Source organism: Pseudomonas sp. CFII64 (genome assembly GCF_000416235.1).
GTDB lineage: Bacteria > Pseudomonadota > Gammaproteobacteria > Pseudomonadales > Pseudomonadaceae > Aquipseudomonas.
In genome coordinates this window covers 91,322-105,441 of sequence record NZ_ATLO01000027.1, presented here as the reverse complement: position 1 = coordinate 105,441, position 14,120 = coordinate 91,322, and the positions used below count along the sequence as shown (strand labels likewise).

General features: G+C 59.8%; 12 protein-coding genes and 2 pseudogenes. 1 reads left to right on the top strand and 13 read right to left on the bottom strand.

Going from position 1 to position 14,120, the window contains the following annotated elements; genetic code table 11:
* Positions 1 to 68: 68 nt before the first annotated feature.
* Positions 69 to 446 carry a hypothetical protein gene (locus CFII64_RS12690; RefSeq protein ID WP_020291179.1) on the bottom strand — a complete coding sequence of 126 codons (378 nt, stop codon included), beginning with the start codon at positions 444 to 446 and terminating at the stop codon, positions 69 to 71.
* Between the two features lie 258 nt (positions 447 to 704).
* Between CFII64_RS12690 and CFII64_RS12685 the strand changes: the two genes are divergently transcribed.
* Positions 705 to 1,397 carry a hypothetical protein gene (locus CFII64_RS12685; protein WP_020291178.1) on the top strand — a complete coding sequence of 231 codons (693 nt, stop codon included), beginning with the start codon at positions 705 to 707 and terminating at the stop codon, positions 1,395 to 1,397.
* Between the two features lie 59 nt (positions 1,398 to 1,456).
* On the opposite strand, the gene CFII64_RS12680 is transcribed toward CFII64_RS12685, so the two are convergent.
* The 12 genes and pseudogenes from CFII64_RS12680 to CFII64_RS12630 all read right to left on the bottom strand — a co-directional run bounded on the left by CFII64_RS12680 (position 1,457) and on the right by CFII64_RS12630 (position 14,010).
* Positions 1,457 to 2,437, bottom strand: coding sequence for a class I SAM-dependent methyltransferase (locus tag CFII64_RS12680; RefSeq protein WP_020291177.1), 981 nt, complete (start codon positions 2,435 to 2,437; stop codon positions 1,457 to 1,459).
* The gene (locus tag CFII64_RS12675) at positions 2,434 to 3,885 is read right to left on the bottom strand and encodes an iron-containing redox enzyme family protein (protein ID WP_044901325.1); all 1,452 of its coding nucleotides are present in this window, start codon (positions 3,883 to 3,885) and stop codon (positions 2,434 to 2,436) included. The genes CFII64_RS12680 and CFII64_RS12675 overlap by 4 nt, the downstream gene beginning before the upstream one ends.
* Before the next feature lie 259 nt (positions 3,886 to 4,144).
* Positions 4,145 to 4,579, bottom strand: a pseudogene (locus tag CFII64_RS30520) (methyl-accepting chemotaxis protein); the annotation flags it as partial.
* 114 nt (positions 4,580 to 4,693) lie between these two features.
* Positions 4,694 to 5,458: pseudogene (locus tag CFII64_RS30515) on the bottom strand (PAS domain-containing protein); the annotation flags it as partial.
* Between the two features lie 255 nt (positions 5,459 to 5,713).
* Positions 5,714 to 6,586 (bottom strand): transporter substrate-binding domain-containing protein, encoded by an 873-nt coding sequence (locus CFII64_RS12665; RefSeq protein ID WP_020291174.1) that lies wholly within the window; start codon positions 6,584 to 6,586, stop codon positions 5,714 to 5,716.
* On the bottom strand, positions 6,583 to 7,344 hold the full coding sequence (locus tag CFII64_RS12660; RefSeq protein ID WP_020291173.1) for an amino acid ABC transporter ATP-binding protein: 762 nt from the start codon (positions 7,342 to 7,344) through the stop codon (positions 6,583 to 6,585). The genes CFII64_RS12665 and CFII64_RS12660 overlap by 4 nt, the downstream gene beginning before the upstream one ends.
* Complete coding sequence (locus CFII64_RS12655) at positions 7,341 to 8,000, bottom strand: amino acid ABC transporter permease (protein ID WP_020291172.1); 660 nt, start codon at positions 7,998 to 8,000, stop codon at positions 7,341 to 7,343. The genes CFII64_RS12660 and CFII64_RS12655 overlap by 4 nt, the downstream gene beginning before the upstream one ends.
* Positions 7,981 to 8,646, bottom strand: a complete 666-nt coding sequence (locus tag CFII64_RS12650; RefSeq protein ID WP_020291171.1) for an amino acid ABC transporter permease — start codon at positions 8,644 to 8,646, stop codon at positions 7,981 to 7,983. Before CFII64_RS12650 ends, CFII64_RS12655 begins: the two co-directional genes overlap by 20 nt.
* A gap of 144 nt (positions 8,647 to 8,790) precedes the next feature.
* Positions 8,791 to 10,455 carry an ABC transporter ATP-binding protein gene (locus CFII64_RS12645; protein ID WP_020291170.1) on the bottom strand — a complete coding sequence of 555 codons (1,665 nt, stop codon included), beginning with the start codon at positions 10,453 to 10,455 and terminating at the stop codon, positions 8,791 to 8,793.
* Positions 10,452 to 11,333 carry an ABC transporter permease gene (locus CFII64_RS12640; RefSeq protein WP_371106436.1) on the bottom strand — a complete coding sequence of 294 codons (882 nt, stop codon included), beginning with the start codon at positions 11,331 to 11,333 and terminating at the stop codon, positions 10,452 to 10,454. The genes CFII64_RS12645 and CFII64_RS12640 overlap by 4 nt, the downstream gene beginning before the upstream one ends.
* 5 nt (positions 11,334 to 11,338) lie before the next feature.
* A complete protein-coding gene (locus CFII64_RS12635; RefSeq protein ID WP_020291168.1) occupies positions 11,339 to 12,355 on the bottom strand; it encodes an ABC transporter permease in 1,017 nt (338 codons plus the stop codon).
* 74 nt (positions 12,356 to 12,429) lie between these two features.
* The gene (locus CFII64_RS12630) at positions 12,430 to 14,010 is read right to left on the bottom strand and encodes an ABC transporter substrate-binding protein (protein ID WP_156883168.1); all 1,581 of its coding nucleotides are present in this window, start codon (positions 14,008 to 14,010) and stop codon (positions 12,430 to 12,432) included.
* Positions 14,011 to 14,120: the final 110 nt, after the last annotated feature.

Here is a 14,120-nt window from a genome sequence, read left to right as displayed (position 1 = left end):
GCCTTCCCGGCTGAAGCCGGTCCCACGCAGCCTGCACGGCAAGCATCGCTGCAACGGTTCGGATCGCCTCACTCCACACGCTTGACCGATATCACTTCGAAATACTTGAACTTCTCCTTGGCCGCCGCCTTCTTCGCTTCCTGCTCTGCGTCGAAGGTGCTCAGGGTCTTGGCGTCGTGGACGAACAGGGTTTCCTCGCCTTCGAAGACCTTGGTACAGCGCATGGTGACCCGAAGTGCGGGGGTTACGCGCTTGGCCTTCGGGCGAGGTGCTTCAGGCTTAACCTCGGCCTGAGGCGGCGCGATGATGAACTCGGGTTCGGGTTCCGGCGCTACAGTCGGTTCGAGGTCGAACTCGATCACCGGCTCAGGTTGTTCGGCGGGTTTGGCGGGCTCATCAAGGCCCAGCGCCCGGCGCATGTCTTCTTCAGTCAATCCCATACTCATGTCACTTATCTCTTTACTAAATAGCCGTAAGCGGAATGATCAACAGGACGGCGCAAGAAAACAAGCCAAGGATCGCCGGTGACCGGATAAAAATGTAAATCGATCCTGAATAGTCGGCCTTTGGGCCGGATGACGGTCATCCATCAACCTCCGGGCTATTGGCTCGTGACAACGGCGGCCTCGTCCACTAGATTAGGCGCCCCGAAAAGCTTCATGCCTTTCGCGCCTCAAACCCGGTTAACGAAATAGTGAAATTCAATGCCTGATTCCCATACAGAACACGCCGTGACCTCGGCAAAGCTCGCTTACGAAGATGCCATCAGCCTTTCCCAGCACGTGCCTCAGGCCAAGATCGTCAGTGAAATGGTGCTTGATACCTTCCAGAGCGCCAAGGAAAGCGATCAGATTCGTCAGCTGCGCGCCGCCATTCGCCAGGCGCAGGACAGCCTTGACGACGACAGGGCTTACGAGTTGATGGGCGAACTCAAGCAGCTCAAGGACGCCGAGGCGTCCGACAGCGCGGCCCTGGCGGATTTGAGTACGCGATTCTCTATCAGCCGCATCCTGTTCAGCTACAAGGATGACCCGGCGTTTCAGGAATTGGTGTATAGCCTGGCGCTCAAGGTGCTGAACCAGACCCACCAGGCGATCAGCAATCCGGGCACCGGCAAAAGCAAGGTCGCCCGGGCCAAGAAAGACGTCGAAGTGTTTTCCATCAGCAAGGATGGTGTCAGCGTCAGCCTGCCGATGCGCACGCCGCGCTCGCGGCCGAACGTCGACCGTGAAGCCTTCGAGTTCCTGGGCTTCAGCTTTGTTGGCGAAGGTGACGAGGCGGAACTGGAAAGCGAAACCTTCGTCGACAACGAAGGCAACGAGCTGCCAGTGACGCGCAAAAACATCATCACCGCCTTGCAGCAGCAGAAAGCGTTCGACGGTTACAGCATCGCCTGACCAACCCGAAACGCAAAAGCCCGGTCGTGCGACCGGGCTTTGCTCAAACCGTCAGCCGATCAGACGCGCCGCACCACCAATTCCACCGCTGCAATGCGCTCCACATCCTGATAGCCATCCTCAAGCAGTTCCTCGCCGAAGACATCCGGATCGATCTCCCGATACGTCCAGGCCCACGCTGGACCGGCAATATCCTCTGCCACCGCAGCCAGGAACGGGTCCGCGCCCTCCACCATTGCCACGCCGGTGTACAGCACCAACGCGCCGCCCACCGCCAACCGCGGCAACGACTCGCGCAAGATGCGCACCGACAGATCAGCGCCAAGGGCATCGCCGCCGTGGCGGTACGCCCGTTGACTCGCGTCTTTCATGTACGGCGGATTGGCGACAATCAGATCGAACTCGCCGTCCACGCCGCGCAGGATGTCACTCTCCAGACATTCAACGTTGTCGATCCCGGCGACCTCGGCATTGACCTGGGCAAAGTGCAACGCCTTGGGATTGATGTCCACGGCAAACACTTGCGCGTGGGGCTGGGCGCTGGCAATCACCAGTGCGCCCGCCCCGCTGCCGCAGCCGATATCCACAGCGCGCTTGATGGGCGTGAACGTCCTGCTTAACTGGTCGCGTATCGCCTGGGCGAAGCGGTAGGTATCCGGGCCGAAAAATACCGAGTCCTCGTCGGTGGTGGGAAACGCCGAATGCGCCAGCGATAAATCGCCCAGGCTCGACCACCTGACACGACTGATAAAGCCGTGCTCATGCGCCACGACAATACCGGCGGCCAGCAACTCATTGAGTTCGTCAGCTGGAAATAACGTTGCAGGAAACGGCCGACTCCAGCCGAACACGTCTCGCAGCGAGGACGCCAGCTGATTGTTTTCCCGCGCGTTGACGCGTTGGTGGGTCAGCGGCGTCGGTGTAATGAAGCGGTAGCCTTCGGCAACGAGGCCTTGCCCGAGTTTCACCAGCGCGTCCTGGGCCGCGCGCTGGAGCCAGACGTCCGAGGTATCTGGCGCAAAAGCCTGATTGGCATTCATCCTCGCTCTCCCGTCAGACGCTCGGCCATGGCCTGGACATAGCGTTTGGTCGCGAACAATCCGGCAGGCGTTGCGTGCCTGGCGGGCGACATGCGCTCGATCAGGACTTGCATCTTCTGCGCCGCCGTGGCGTTCTTCAGGTCGGCCAGCAAGCCGCTGACGTCGGGATCAACATCTTCAAGCCGCGTGTGTTGGTCAGCCGTGCGCAGCCCATCGTTGCGCGGTGCCGACCTGAAGCGCGCCCGGAATGCATCCGGCGCCCGCTTGCTGGAAGTCGACTGGGCCGCTGTAGCTGACCAGTCGCCCGCGATCCAGTCATGCAGGACCTGTTTTTCATAGGCATTGAACACGCCGAACATGGCCGCACCGGCGCCATCGATCAGCTGCCAGAAGCGGCTTTCGGTCGGGTCCTGATGGCGTTTGATCCAGCCGCGATTTTCCAATACAGCAAGAAACTCACCCATCTGGTCCGGCTCCGCCAGCCACTGGTTGACGGTTTTGCCATCCAGACGGCAATAGTCCGAATGCATGTGCTGACCAAAGGTCCGCTTGCGCTCCAGCAGTGCGATCAATTCCTGCTCCAGATCAAACGCCTGGATCACTGCGGTTGTGCCCAGTCCCAGCTCGTTGAGTCGATAACCGTTGGCAATCCGTTGATAGAAATCGTCGCGTTGCTCGCCCATGGGCAACAAGGCCACCACGCTTTGCGCCGCCTTGCGGGCGTGGCCGGTGCTGGCATTGTCGATGGTGATGTGCAGCGTGAAATAGTACGGATCGATACCCAGTTCGTTCAGCTCGAATGAGGTGATCAGCAAGTGCAACGGCAGTTGCTCATAGCCCAGGTTGTAGCCGATCACTTCCGGCAGAAATTGCCCGGCCTGGTTGCCCAAGGCCAACTGAATAGCGCCTTGCAGATAAGCCTCGTCATCGAGGCCGTCGCTTGAATCGCATTCCAGGTCCGCGAGCAGTTTCTGATACAGCGAAACGTGGTTCAGCGCAGCATCGCCGTCGCCCAGCTCTTCGAGATAGGTGCGGATCAACCCATGAAACCGGTAATCGGCCCAATGCGGCAACAACCCGTACAGCCAAGCCCCGTCAACCCGTTTGGTCGGCGCGACCTGTTGCAGAAAATACATCGCGTGGGCCTTGTTGGTGAAAAACCGGCGCGGCGACCCGGCGCGACGTTGTTCCAGATACGCCGCATAGTGCTCGGCGACCTTGGCGACACCTTCCGCGATCCACTGCTCAAGGTGCTCAGGCTCGGCGGGCAGATTGCAGGGGTGCATGTCGGCAAGTTGCAGCTGCTGGCGTAGAAAAGCCGCCGCCTGAGGATCATCCTGCAACATCGGGCTGTGCATCAGCGCGTCATAGGTCGCTTTGTAATAACTTTGCGCAGTTCGGTGAGGCTGAGAGAAAGCAGTCTCTGTCGGCATTTGAAGAGAGGTCATAAATACTTCCTGGCAGTTCCTGATACAAACAAGACATGCTCACGCGCAGTTATTCACGCGAAAGCGCTTCTTTAAGTCGTTGTAAGAAGGAGTTCTGGCCGTTTGGAAAATTCACCGCTCTTGGATCGGGTCCGGATGGATGGTCAAAGGCCACGCCGCCGATCATCCGGATACAAGGCTTATCCGTGGATAAGCCATTCATTTGCAGGCAACCTGCTTTTCAATGACCGCTCAGTTTTTGCCCAGAGACAGCCTCTGATCAATCGTGACTGGACGCGAACATGCTGACCGCTTGCACAGCATCGCTGGTCCCGGTGCGGATCTGCAGGATAACCGTCCCGGCCTGATCCGCGAGGCTGACGCCGCGTTGCGCGCCTTCCTGAGTCGAGTCCATGCTGGCAACCGCATCGCGGGTTTCCGTCAGGATCATGCCGATCATCTCGGCGATTTCCGCTGTCGAACGACTGGTGCGCCCGGCCAGTTGCCGGACTTCATCGGCCACCACCGCAAACCCCCTGCCCTGATCTCCAGCCCGCGCGGCCTCGATGGCGGCGTTGAGGGCCAGCAGGTTGGTCTGGTCGGCGATGCCGCGAATGGTGTTGACGATTGCGGTAATCTGCTCGGAGCGTTCACCCAGCTGGCTGACCAGTCGGGCCGAAGCGCCGATATTGTCGGCAATCTGGCGCATTTCCCGAGCGGTCTGCTGAATGACTTCGGCACCGTGCTCGGCAACTTTTTCGGTCTCGGCGGAAATATGGTAAGCGCGTGATGCGCCACGGGAATCGGCCTCAAATTTTTCGACCCGATTGCTGATGTCGCTGGCAAACTTGACGATCTTGTAGAGTTTACCGTCAGCGTCATACACCGGATTGTAAGAAGCTTCCAGCCAGACCACGCGACCATTCTTCGCCAGCCGTTTGAATTGCCCGCTGAAAAACTCACCTGCATTCAATCGACGCCAAAAGTCACTGTACTCGGCGCTGTTGACCAGGCTCGGCTCGCAGAACAGGCGATGTTGCTTGCCCTTGAGTTCGCCCGCCCCATAACCCATCACTTTCAGGAAATTGTCATTGGCGACCAGAACATTGCCGCTCAGATCAAACTCTATAACCGCCATGGCTCGATCAAGGGCTGCCAGCTTGCTACGTGTTTCGGCTTCCTGGCTGACCTTGGCGGTGACGTCCAGCGCGTACTTGACCACCTTCAAGACCTTGCCCCGTTCATCCGTTACCGGGTTATAGCTGGCCTCAAGCCAAATATTCTGCCCCCGGCCAGTGAACCGCTGGAAGGTGCCCGAAACAAATTTTCCGGACCTGAGCTGCGCCCAGAACTCGCTGTATTCCTTGCTGCGCGTCAGGTTCGGCGAACAAAAATCCTGGTGGGATTTGCTCAGCAACTCATCCTCGCGATAGCCCATGGTCTTCAGAAAATTGTCATTGGCGCGTAGCACTTTACCGGTGAGGTCAAACTCCACCACCGCCATCGAGCGTTCAAGTGCCGCAATCAGTCCTTTGAACTCCACAACCTCGGCCGTCCTGGCCGCCAGTTCGTTTTTTAGAAGTTTATTGAACATGACGTACCCTCAGCGATAGCAAAAACCATTGAACTCTATGCTGACTATCGGCGGGTATTGGGTGAACTTAAGTGGTTGGGGAAAGTTAAGAATTGACGTCAACGATAAGTTATTAGCCAGCTAACTACTTACCGTGAACAAGTTACCGCGAGATAAGCACTTAATGTGATGGTTAAACAGATGTATACGCACTACGCAGGATCGGCTTCAGCCGGGAGGACGCTCTCCATGCTGAAGCCGGTCCTGCAGATCCGGTTAAGGCTTCCAGCTCCCACCTTCAACTATTACCGCCGAAGGATCGGTGCCGTCAGCCAGTTCCTTGCGTACGTACTGGTCATAGAGCTTGAGCAGGTATTTCTCCTCGCCCAGTTTGGCAAGCTCAGTGTTGACCCAGTCACGCAGTTCGATATTGCCTTTCTTCACCGCCGGGGCAATCGGTGCTTCGTCGCCCAGCTTCTGTTCCAGGACGCGGTAGCCGGGGTTTTTCTTCGCCCAGCTGAACAACACCAGATTGTCCTGGGCATAAGCATCACCGCGACCATTGGCCAGGGCCTGCAGAGATTCGGAGTTCTTCTCGAACTTCAGCACTTTCCAGTCCGGGTGATTTTTCGTCAGCCAGATATCGGCCGTGGTGCCCGTGGTAACAATGGTGGTTTTGCTCGCCAGATCATCGAGGGCTTTTACCGAACTGGCCTCAGGCACCAACGCCTGCACGGCAACACGCAGGTTCGGGTTGGTGAATTCCACCGCTTCGCGACGCTCCGGGGTGACGGTCATGTTGGCCAGAATCAGGTCAACCTTGTCACTCTGCAGAAATGGAATGCGACTGGCCGGTTCAACGACAACGAACTCGATCTTCTTTTCATCGCCCAGCAAATCCTTGGCGAAGCGCTTGCCAAGATCAGTGTCGAAACCGACGTATTCACCCTGCTCATTGACGAAGCCGAAGGGCGGTTTGTCGCTGAACACGCCGACGATCAATTTGTCGCGTTTCTTGATGGTGTCCAGGTAGCTGGCGGCTGCGACAGGCTTGGCTTGCGCCGCAGGCTTGGATTCTGCGGGTTTATCGCAACCGGTCAACAGACCGAGGGCAATCAGGGGTACAACCAGGGCAGTTTTAAAACTCACGATGCTTTCCTTTTGGGCATGTTTTCTACATAGGAAAACCTCTCCAGGAACTGCTGCGCTCGTGCGGTCTGCGGGGCGCTGAAGAAAGTTTCGGGGTCGTTCTGTTCCGCAATGCGGCCGCGGTCCATGAACAGGATTCGATCCGCCACGGCACGGGCAAACGCCATTTCGTGGGTGACGATGAGCATGGTCATCCCGCCTTGGGCGAGATCGAGAATCACCTCAAGCACTTCCTTGACCATTTCCGGGTCGAGGGCAGCGGTGACTTCGTCGAAGAGCATGACTTTGGGGTTCATGCACAACGCCCTGACAATGGCGATGCGCTGTTGCTGGCCACCGGACAATTCACGCGGGTAGGCATCACGTTTGTCCGCCAGGCCCACGCGGGTCAACAGCGCCTCGGCCTGTTGCCGGGCTTCCTTGAGCGCCCGCTTCTGCACCTGCACCGGGCCCAGCAGAATGTTGTCGAGGACTGTCATGTGCGGGAACAGATGATAGCTTTGAAAGACCATGCCGATTTGCTGGCGAACCTTGCGCCAGTCGGCATTGGCGGCCAGATCCGTCCCGGCGAAACGCAGGCTGCCGGCATGCCCCAGTTCCAGGCCGTTGAGGCAGCGCAGCAAGGTGCTTTTGCCACAGCCGCTGGGGCCGAGGATGACCAGCACTTCGCCCTCTGCGACCTGCAGGTCGATGTCTTGCAATACCGGTGTCGCGCCGAAATTCTTGCTGAATCCGGCCAGTTCGATCAATGCGCTCATGCGTGATTCCAGCGCCGTTCAAGCACGCGGGAAGCGGCCGACAGCGGATAGCAGATGAAAAAGAAAAACAGGAACAGAAAGCCATAGATCAGCACCGACTCGTAGGTGCGCTCGATGATCTGCTGGCCCACCTTGGTCACGTCGATCACCCCGATCAGCACCGCCAGCGAGCTGGTCTTGATCAGCCGCGTGTAGACGTTGATCACCGGCGGCGTCAGGCGTTTGAGGGCCTGCGGCAAGAGCACGCGACCGTAGAGCTGCCGCAAGCCCAGACCGATTGCCAGCCCGGCCTCACGCTGGCCGCGGGGTATCGAACGCAGCCCGCCACGGACCACTTCGCCCACCTCACTGGCGCCCCACAAGGACAGCACCAGCACCGCACACCAGAACGCCGGAATGCTCAGGCCAAGGAAGATCGGCAAACCGAAGAAGAACAGGTACAGCCAGACCAATACCGGGATCGCGCGAAACAGCTCCAGATAAATGCGCAGCGGTAGGTCGAACCAAGGCTTGCCAAGACTGCGCAGCACGCCGTAGACCAGCCCGCCAAGGCTGCTGAACACAATCGCCAGCAGCGAAATTCCCAGGGTCCGCCCGGCACCGGTCAGCAACTGCGGTGCTGAGACCCATAACAAATCAAGACCCGAACTGGCCATGCTGGAGCCTCCTTTCGAGAACGCCGAGCAACAGCGACAGCGGCAGGAACAACAGCACGCACAGGCCGGTCATCACGGCGAGCATTTCGTAGGTTTTGTAATACAGCGCGATGTAACTTTTGGCGGTGTAGAGGATTTCCGGAACAGCTACGGCCGAGACCACCGTGGTTTCCTTGAGCAGGAATACGAAGTTGGCGAACAGCGCCGGCAGGCTGAGAATGCCCGCCTGGGGCAAGATGACATGGCGCAGCAGTTGCCAGCGGGACAGGCCGATGGACAAGCCCGACTCGATCTGCGCCTTGGGCACTGCCTCGATGCCGGCGCGCAGGATCTCGGTCAGGTACGCGCCGCCGAGAAAAGTCATCGCGATCACCGCCGAGGCAAATCCGGACACCCGGACCCCCAGCGTCGGCAAGGCAAAGTAGATGAAAAACAGCTGAATCAGCAGCGGTGTATTGCGCGCCAGCTCCACGTACAGCGGCACCAGTCGATACAGCACCGGTACGCGAAACATCGCGATAGCGGCGTTGACTACCGCGACCAGTAACGAAGTCAGAATCGCGATCAAGCCGACCTGCAAGGTGACACCAACAGCGTTGAGAAAGGCAGGCAGCGTGGAAATGGCAAATGCATAGTCGAAGGTCATTGGCCACCTTCGGCGGCAGGGAAAGCATGGGCGGGATACATGGTAGGTGGCCTTGAGCTATCCTGTAGCCATATATCCTAAGCTTTTGTTTTTATAAAACTTAATACCGAATTCATCTAAGGATAGAGCCAAGTTGTCCCGGTCTCAGGCGAGGGAGCGGGATTGAACCTGTTGCTCCTGCAGATACAACTGTCCCGGAATATCCGCCAACAGACGCCGGGTATAGGCATGTTCGGGAGACTGGAATACAGCGTCACAGACGCCCTGCTCGACCACTTTGCCCGCGCGCATAACCACCACCTGATCGGAAATCTGCCGCACTACCGCCAGGTCGTGGGAAATGAACAGATAGCTCAGGCCCAGCCGTTGCTGCAACTGGGCGAGCAACGCCAGAATCTGCGTTTGCACTGAAGCGTCCAGCGCCGAAAGCGGTTCATCCAACACCACCAGTTCCGGTTCAAGGGCCAACGCCCGCGCGATCGCAACCCGCTGGCGCTGGCCGCCGGACAATTCACCCGGTCGGCTGTGCAACAAGCGCAGCGGCAACTCAACCTGCTCAAGCAGTTCCGCCGCCCGCCTCGTGCGAGATTCCCGGTCGCCCACGGCATAGGCTTGCAAGGGTTCGCTGATGATCTGCGCCAGGGTAAAACGCGGGTCAAGGGATGCGTAGGGATTCTGATACACCACCTGAATCCGTCTGCGTAACGGCTGCCAGTCCTGCCGCGAATAGCTGCTGATGTCCTGCCCATCGAACAGCACCCGCCCGGCATCCAGTTTCTCCAGGCCGACAATCAACCGCGCCGTGGTGGACTTGCCGGAACCGGACTCGCCCACCAGGCTGGTGGTGCCGTGGCGCGCCACCGAAAACGACACATCGTCCACCGCCGCCGAACCCGGGTTACGCCAGGTCGAAAAGTCTTTGCCCAGATGCTCGACCTGCAACAACGGCGACTGCAACGCGACTACGGCATCGCGCCGTGACGCGACCGGCCGGGACGAGACCTGAGGCGCACGCGCCAGCGCTGGAATCGCGCCCAGCAACTGTTGCGTGTAGGCATGCTGCGGACGCTGGAAAATCTGCCGCACTGCGCCGGTTTCGACAATCCGCCCGTTGTGCATGACGATCAACCGGTCGGCGCGGTCCAGCGCCACGCCCAGATCGTGGGTGATCAGCAGCACCGCCGTGCCGCGCTTGCGCGCCAGAGATTGCAGTTGATCGAGAATCTGCCGCTGCACGCCCACATCCAGTGCGCTGGTGGGTTCGTCAGCAATAATTACCGCCGGATTGTTGGCCAATGCGATGGCTATCAACACCCGTTGACGCATGCCACCGGACAGCTGATGCGGGAAGCTGCGTGCGACCCGTTCGGGATTGCGCAAGCCCACGTCCACCAGCAATGTCGCCGCCCGCACCCGTGCTTCAGTGCTGGAAACGCCGTGAACCGTCATGGCTTCGCGCAACTGCGCATCGATGCGTTTCACCGGGTCCAGGGACATGCCCGGATCCTGCGGCACGAAGCCCAGCACCTTGCCGCGCAACGCCCGCCAGTGACGTTCGCTGGCGCGGATCTGCTCTACGCCATTGAGCTTGATGCTGCCGGATTCGATTTGCGCATTACCCGCAAGCAGCCCGACCAGCGCCGCAGCGGTGGTGGATTTGCCTGATCCGGATTCACCGACCACTGCCACAATCTCCCCGGCGCACAACGAGAAGCCAATCCCGTCGACGCCTGGCACTCGACCTTCACGGGTCCGATAACCGATGCTCAAATCGCTGACCTGCAAGACCGCATTTTCCGGCGCACTCATGAGTAATTTCCTTGTAGATCCTGGACCGCTCTGGCCAATTGGTTGGTCGCCAGCACCACGGCAGCCACCACTAGCCCCGGCAAGGTGGTGTACCACCAGGCGGCGACCATGTAGTTGCGCCCTTCGGCGATCAGCAAACCCCATTCCGGTTGCGGCGGTGGCGCGCCGAAACCAAGGAAACTCAGCGCCGCGACCGACAACACTGCGCTGCCAAATTCCAGCGCGGCCAGCGCCAGCACCGGTCCGGCGGCGTGACCCAGAATGTGCCGACGAATGATCGTCCACGGACCGACCCCGCATGAGACAGCGGCTTCGACAAATACCGATGTGCGCCAGCGCAAGACTTCACCCCTGACCAACCGGGCAAATGTCGCCACCGAAGAAAGCCCCACCGCCAAGGCAATATTCAGCGTGCCGAAGCCCAGCACGGTAATGATCGCCATGGCCAACAGCAGCGAAGGAATCGCCATCAGCACTTCCACCACGCGCATCAGCAGCGCATCGGCCACGCCGCCGAAATAACCGGCAATGGTCCCCAGCACAATGCCCACCACCAAGGCAATCGCCACCGCCAGCGCCGTGGCCTGCAACGAAATGGCCGCGCCATGCACCGCGCGGCTGTACAAGTCGCGGCCCAGTTGATCGGTGCCAAACCAATGACTGGCGCTTGGACTCTGCAACGCCTGGCTCGGCACTCCCAACAACGGATCGTAATGGCTGAAACCGCTTGGCCACAAAGCCCAGGCCAAGACCAGCAGCAAGACCAACAGCCCCAACGGTAGTAGCGGCCGACGTCGTAATAGCGAGGCCAGTTTCGACCGCTGCCGATAGGCGCCGGTTGGCGGCGTAGCCAACGTGTTCGATGGTTGGTTCAACACCTGGCTCATCGGCCAGCCCGCCCTTGTAGACGCGGATCAAGCAGCGGGTAAACCAGATCGACCAGCAGATTGACGCTGATAAAGATCGCCGCCGCCAACACCACCACGCCCTGCACCAACGGAATGTCCTGGCCACTCACCGCAGCCTGCGCAAGCCGCCCCACGCCTTCCCGGGAGAACACTGTTTCAGTGACCACGGAACCGGCCAGCAGATTGCCAACGATCACCCCGGAAAGGCTCAGCAACGGAATCGCCGCATTGTGCAGTTGATGAACAAACAGCAGGCGTCGCGGGCTAAGTCCCTTGGCAATCAGCACATCGACAAACGGCTGCGCGCGCACCGCCGCCAGTGAGCGCGCCAGCACCTGGGCGATCACCGCCGCCGTGGGGATCGCCAGAGTCAGCCCCGGCAATATCAGAGAGCTAAAGCCCTGATTGCCCATAGCCGGAAACCAGTGCCAGGAAAACGAAAAACCTTGCAGCAGCAACAAGCCGATCCAGAAGGTCGGTAACGACACGGCCACCGCCGGCATGCCCAGCAACCCGTTGCGCAACCAGTCGCTGCGCACCAGGCTGGCGGTCAGCGCCAGGGCGATGCCGGCCAGCAAAGCAAAACCGAGGGCCAGAAAGGTCAGCGCCACCGTGGCGGGCAACGCTTCGCTCAAGGATTTTATCACCGGTTCGCCGCTTTGTATCGAATGGCCTAAATCCAGATGCAGCGCTCGCCACAAGGCAATGCCGTATTGCACCGGCAGTGGCTGGTCGAGGTGATATTCGGCACGCAACGCAGCGATCTGCGCCAGATCCACCGCCGAGGGTTCACCTTGCTGGTTGAGCATGATGCTCACCGGATCACTGGGCAACGCGTACAAAATCACAAACGACACACTGAACGCCGCCCATAACACCAGCAACGCCTGGCCGACCCGGCTCAACAGATAAGTCGCAGCCTGACGCAAAGGAAAACCGGGCGCACGCAACACAAGGTCGGCGTTGCCCGAGCTCAGTGAACTGTCAGTCATGGGGTTTCCTCTTGAACATCGCATGAATGCTTTTTTGTGGGAGCGAGCTTGCTCCAACGGATATGGCGTTCGCGCTACCGCTGCAACCAGGTATCAAAGAACTGCAACCGTGATGAAGCTTCGAAATGCAAGCCATGCACCTGTTTGCCATGGGCCAGCACCGTCACCAGTTCGATCAGTGGAATCGCGTGAGCTTCGCGCAGCACGGTTTCACTGGCCTGATCCACCAGTTTCTGGCGTTGCGCGCTGTCCAGCGTTGCCGCCGACTGTTGCAGGATCTGATCAAGCGGGCCCGGATCGCGCCGGTTGTAGTTGCGTCCCGGCGACTGGTACACGGTGCGGATCACGTCAGGATCGGCGCGGGTCAGGTTGAAAAAGGTCAGGTGCATGTCGCCACTGGCCTGCAACGCGGTGACCTGGCTGATGGTGGATTTATTCAGGCGCAAATCCACGCCAACCAGCCGCAATTGCTGTTGAATCAGCTCCAGAATCGGTGCGTTTTGCCAATAATCCAGACGCAACGCCAGGCGTGTTCCGTCTCGCTCGCGAATCCCGTCAACGCCCACCCGCCAGCCCGCCTCTTCAAGCAAGGCTCGCGCGCCTTGCGGGTCGTAGACCAACAGTGGCGACAGGTCGCGGTAGAACGGCGTGCTGCTGGCCAGCAAAGCACTGGCCGGTTTTTGAAAGCGGGAAATGATGCTGCGCAGCTGCTCACGGTCGATGGCTTTGCTCAGGGCCTGACGCACCCGTACGTCGCTGTACAGCGGATCTGTTTCGTCCGGCGTCAGGTTGTAGACCACGCCGGGATTGGCACGGGTCAGCAATGGCACGCCCTGGGTCTCCAGCACCTGTTCGTTTTGCGGCACCACACCGGTATCGACATCGATCTGCCCGGACAACAGGCTGCCCAGACGCACGCCGGATTCCGGCACGATGACGAATTCGATAGCGTCCAGCCAGGCCTTGCCTTTGTGGCTGGCCAGAGCGGAAGCCCAGGCGTAATCGTCACGTCGGGCTAGCGACACGCGCTGGTTGTGCACGAACGACTTGAGCACAAACGGCCCGCTGCCGATCAGGTTGCCCTGGCAACGCTCACCCGCTGGCAACGCCAGGGTTGCTCCGGCCAGCAAGCCCAGGCTCATGGTCGAGCTTGCCTGTAAAAACTGCGCATTGGGTTGCTGGAACTCGACGATAACCGTGTGCGCGTCTGGGGTTGCAATGCTTTTGAGCCCGGCCAGATACGTCGAACCAAGGATCGAACGCGCCCCAAGGGTGACGATATTTTCGAAGTTGGCCTTTACGGCGCTGGCATCCAGCGCACTGCCATCGCTGAAACTGAGCCCCTCACGCAGGTGAAATGTGAAGCGTCGCGAATCCGCGTCAACCTCCCAACGGGTCGCCAGCCACGGCACGATCTCGCCGGTTTTCGGGTCCTGATCGGTCAACGAGTCGGTGAGCTGGCGCCCGACATTGAGCGCCGTGTTATTGCCGGCCTGTTGCGGGTCCACGCAATTGGGATCGCCATCCAGTGCGACCTTGAGCGTACCGCCGGACACCGGGTTCGCGGCGAGCGTGGCCGAGGCAGGTTCATGAGAATCGCCGCAGCCGGTCAGCAGCAGCGCTGCCAGCAGCGGCAGCAGTTTCGCCGAGGGCATGTTCGCGGCGCCAGGCAGCCTGATTGAAGTGTTCAATGTCATAAGCACAACTTTTGTCGGATCGGCAAAACGCGAAGCCAGCGGCTTCGCGGCGCAGGATTGCGGGACAC

Bases quoted from the DNA above. Each gene is read 5' to 3' on its own strand.
- CFII64_RS12690 (WP_020291179.1), bottom strand. From the start codon at position 446: ATGAGTATGGGATTGACTGAAGAAGACATGCGCCGGGCGCTGGGCCTT.
- CFII64_RS12685 (WP_020291178.1), top strand. From the start codon at position 705: ATGCCTGATTCCCATACAGAACACGCCGTGACCTCGGCAAAGCTCGCT.
- CFII64_RS12680 (WP_020291177.1), bottom strand. From the start codon at position 2,437: ATGAATGCCAATCAGGCTTTTGCGCCAGATACCTCGGACGTCTGGCTC.
- CFII64_RS12675 (WP_044901325.1), bottom strand. From the start codon at position 3,885: ATGACCTCTCTTCAAATGCCGACAGAGACTGCTTTCTCTCAGCCTCAC.
- CFII64_RS12660 (WP_020291173.1), bottom strand. From the start codon at position 7,344: ATGAGCGCATTGATCGAACTGGCCGGATTCAGCAAGAATTTCGGCGCG.
- CFII64_RS12655 (WP_020291172.1), bottom strand. From the start codon at position 8,000: ATGGCCAGTTCGGGTCTTGATTTGTTATGGGTCTCAGCACCGCAGTTG.
- CFII64_RS12650 (WP_020291171.1), bottom strand. From the start codon at position 8,646: ATGACCTTCGACTATGCATTTGCCATTTCCACGCTGCCTGCCTTTCTC.
- CFII64_RS12645 (WP_020291170.1), bottom strand. From the start codon at position 10,455: ATGAGTGCGCCGGAAAATGCGGTCTTGCAGGTCAGCGATTTGAGCATC.
- CFII64_RS12635 (WP_020291168.1), bottom strand. From the start codon at position 12,355: ATGACTGACAGTTCACTGAGCTCGGGCAACGCCGACCTTGTGTTGCGT.
- CFII64_RS12630 (WP_156883168.1), bottom strand. From the start codon at position 14,010: ATGCCCTCGGCGAAACTGCTGCCGCTGCTGGCAGCGCTGCTGCTGACC.